The organism is Mycobacterium sp., assembly GCF_032161845.1.
GTDB lineage: Bacteria > Actinomycetota > Actinomycetes > Mycobacteriales > Mycobacteriaceae > Mycobacterium.
In genome coordinates this window covers 1-3855 of sequence record NZ_JAVRQA010000445.1, presented here as the reverse complement: position 1 = coordinate 3855, position 3855 = coordinate 1, and the positions used below count along the sequence as shown (strand labels likewise).

Annotated in this window: 3 protein-coding genes; all 3 read right to left on the bottom strand. The window is 65.1% G+C overall.

Going from position 1 to position 3855, the window contains the following annotated elements; genetic code table 11:
• Positions 1-954, bottom strand: a 954-nt coding sequence (locus QOD90_RS24330; RefSeq protein WP_526353891.1) for an acyl-CoA dehydrogenase family protein, incomplete at its 3' end; no start/stop codon positions are given.
• Between the two features lie 5 nt (positions 955-959).
• Entirely contained in the window at positions 960-2795 is a 1836-nt protein-coding gene (locus QOD90_RS24325; protein ID WP_526353889.1) for an acyl-CoA dehydrogenase C-terminal domain-containing protein, read from the bottom strand.
• Between the two features lie 53 nt (positions 2796-2848).
• Positions 2849-3664 carry an enoyl-CoA hydratase/isomerase family protein gene (locus QOD90_RS24320; protein WP_526353887.1) on the bottom strand — a complete coding sequence of 272 codons (816 nt, stop codon included), beginning with the start codon at positions 3662-3664 and terminating at the stop codon, positions 2849-2851.
• Between the last annotated feature and the right edge of the window lie 191 nt (positions 3665-3855).

Below are 3855 nucleotides of genomic sequence, written 5' to 3'. Positions count from 1 at the left end.
GTTCAGATAGCCGGTCGACAGGGTGCTGATCGCCTTGCCGCCCACGGCCATTCGGGCGAATTCCATGATCTTGAACATCTGCACGATGCCCTGGTGGGTGTCGCCCACCAGGTAGCCGACCGCCGGCTTGCCGTGCTGACCGAACGTCAGCTCACACGTCGCCGACGCCGCAAGACCCATCTTGTGCTCGAGGCCGGTCACGAAGACGCCGTTGCGTTCCCCCGGCGCCGCCGTCTCGGGATCGGGCATGAACTTCGGCACCAGGAACAGACTGAGCCCCCTGGTGCCGGGTGCCGCCCCAACGGGCCGCGCCAACACCAGATGGGCGATGTTCTCGAACAGGTCGTCGCAGTCACCGGAGGTGATGAATCGCTTCACCCCGTCGAGGTGCCAGGTACCGTCCGGCTGCTCGACGGCCTTCGTTCGGCCTGCACCGACGTCGGAGCCTGCATCGGGCTCGGTGAGCACCATGGTGGCGCCCCAGTTGCGCTCGACCCCGAGTGCGGCCCAATGCTTCTGTTGTTCGTTGCCTACGTTGAAGAGGACGTCCATCATCGGCGGGCCGTCGAGGTAGAAGAAGGCCGCCGGTAGACCGCCGAAGAGGAACTCGTTGATCGCCCACTTGACCATCGCAGGCGCGGGCACGCCGCCGATCCCCTCGGAAAGGCCGATGCGCGTCCACTCGCCCCGCTGCCACCCCAGCACCGACTTCTTGAACGCCTCCGGAAGCGTCACCGAATGGGTCTCCGGGTCGAACGTCGGCGGATTTCGGTCGCTCTCCTCGAACGACGCGGCCAGTGGGCCCTGCGCTTGTCGCGCGGCCTCATCCAGCATGCTGCGGACGTCGTCCGGTTCCAGATTGCCGAACTGACCAGTGGCAAGGACCTTTTCGAGGTCGAGCACTTCGAAGAGGTTGAACGCCAGATCTCGGACGTTGGCCTTGTAGTGGCTCACGATGGCTAGAAGGCGCCCTCGTCGAGGTCCATCGTGGTCAGGTCGACCGATTCGATGATCCTGCGTTCGGCACTGAGTCGCGGCAGCACGTTCTTGGCGAAGAACCTTGCGGCGGTGATCTTTCCAGCGTAGAAGTCGCGGTCGCGGTCGGCGGTTTCGCCGTCGAGTGCCTCGATGGCGATCTCGGCACCCCGCAGCAGCATCCACCCGATGAAGAGATCGCCGACGGCAATCAGGAACGACACCGAACCCAGTCCCACCCGATACAGATCGCGGGAGTTTTGCTGGGACGCGATCAGATAGCCGGTCATGGTCCCGACCATCGACTGGACGTCGGCCAACGCGGTGGCCAGCCGCTCACGGCAGTCGGCGAGTTCGGGTCTTGCCGAATCGGCGTCGAGGAACGCCTGGATCTGACCTGCCACGTGCGCCAGCGCACCGCCCTGATCGCGGGCGATCTTGCGGAAGAAGAAGTCCTGCGCCTGGATGGCCGTGGTGCCCTCGTAGAGCGAGTCGATCTTGGCATCGCGGATGTACTGCTCGATCGGATAGTCCTGCAGAAATCCTGAGCCACCGAAGGTCTGCAGGGACTCGGTCAACGTCTGGTAGGCCCGTTCGGATCCGACACCCTTCACGATCGGCAGCAGCAGATCGTTGACGCGATTGGCCAGTGGACCATCCGCACCTGACACGATGTTCGCCGCCGAGACGTCCTGATGCGCCGCGGTGTACAGATAGAGCGCCCGCAAACCCTCTGCGTACGCCTTCTGCATCATCAACGCCCGCCGGACGTCGGGGTGATGCAGGATGCTGACGCGTGGCGCCGCCTTGTCGGTCATCTGCGTCAGGTCGGCACCCTGAATGCGGGTCTTGGCATAGTCGAGCGCGTTCAGGTACCCGGTCGAGAGCGTGCTGATCGCCTTGGTGCCCACCATCATTCGCGCATACTCAATGATCTTGAACATCTGGGCGATGCCGTTGTGACTGTCGCCGACCAGCCACCCGACCGCGGGCGTTCCGTGCTGACCGAAGGTCAGCTCACACGTCGCGGACGCCTTGAGCCCCATCTTGTGCTCGACTCCGGTGACGTACACGCCGTTGCGTTCGCCCGGCGCACCCGTCTCCGGATCGGGAATGAGCTTGGGCACCAGGAACAACGACAGACCCTTGGTACCGGGGCCAGCACCCTCCGGCCTGGCGAGCACCATGTGGAGGATGTTCTCGAAGAGGTCGTCGGAGTCGCCGCTGGTGATGAAGCGCTTCACCCCGTCGAGGTGCCACGTGCCGTCGGGCTGCTCGACCGCCTTGGTGCGCCCAGCGCCCACGTCGGAACCCGCATCGGGCTCGGTGAGCACCATGGTGGCACCCCAGTTGCGCTCGACGGCCAATGCGGCCCAATGCTTCTGCTGCTCGTTGCCTTCGTCGAAGAGGATGTCGGCCAGAACCGGGCCTGCGAGGTACATGAACGCGGCCGGCTGGGCCCCGAGCGGAAACTCGTTGATCGCCCACGACAGCATCGACGGTGCGGGCACGCCTCCGACATCCTCGGAGAGCCCGATCCGGAACCACTCACCCTGCTGCCACGCCTTGAACGACTTCTTGAACGCCTCGGGAAGTGTCACCGCGTGGGTGTCCGGGTCGAAAGTCGGTGGATGGCGGTCGGACTCGGCGAAGGATTCGGCCAGTGGTCCTTCGGCCAGCCGGGCGGCCTCGCTGAGCATCTCGCGGATCGACGCCGCGTCGAGATCTCCGAACTCGCCGCCGGCGAGCACCTTCTCGAGTTGAAGTACCTCGAAGAGGTTGAACTCGAGGTCGCGCACATTGCTCTTGTAGTGACCCACGTCTGGCGCCTTTCGCGATCGAACTGCGCCATGCAGCGTAGTCCGATTACGTCTCAGCAGCCACGAAACCGAGCGGGCCTACGTTCGAGGAAGGACTGCACCCCCTCGGCCGCGTCCGCCGTGCCGAACAGGCGCGTCACCTCGGGACGGAGCGCGGCGATCGCGGCGACGTCACCCTCGGCGAGGGCTAGCTGCGCCGACGCCAACGTGGCCCGTACTCCCAGGGGCGCCGCCCGGTCCGCAATGGTGTGGGCGATCTCCCTGGCCCTCGCCGCCGCGGCGGCTGCGTCTGGCGCAACCTCCTGCACGAGACCGATTCGGTGCGCTTCGGCCGCGTCGAATTCGTCACCGGTGAGCAGCCACCGCATGCCATTTCCCCATCCGGTCTGGCGCGGGAACCGAATCGTCGCTCCCCCGAATGGATAGATGCCGCGCAACACCTCGATCTGCGCGAAGCGGGTGTCCGCGGCCGCGATGCGGATGTCGGCCGCGAGCAGGAGTTCGATGCCGAGCGTGAGACAACGGCCGTGGGCGGCTGCGACGACCGGTTTGGTCCACTCGCCATCGAGGCGCCACGGATCGCGACCGTCCGCAGGCATGGGGTCGCGCCCGTCAGTGAGGTACGGGGCCACGTCCGCGAGGTCGAGACCCGCGGTGAAGTGCTCGCCGTGCGCGACCAAAACGCCTGCCCGCAGCTCATCGTCGGCCTCCAGCAGTGCGTAGGCACGGGAGAGGTCGGCCAGCATGGCGACGTTGAAGGCATTGCGTTTTTCGGGGCGGTCGAGCCCCATGACCAGCACATTTCCGTCACGTTCGAGCGTGATGGTGTCCAGCGTCAGGTCCGGAGCGACAGTCTTTGCGGTCGTCACAGTCGCAGTGAACTCCATTTCGCCGAATTATGCAATAGTCCATAATTAGGGGCCGTGGGCGAAAGCCTGCCTGCAGCCGTCGACTCGTTCAACTGCCGTTCAGCACCGCCGACGTGTGACGGGGAATACATTAGTTGGCTAGCTGTGTTACATAATTTATGCTCGGAGACATAGCTAGGGAGGGCCCCATG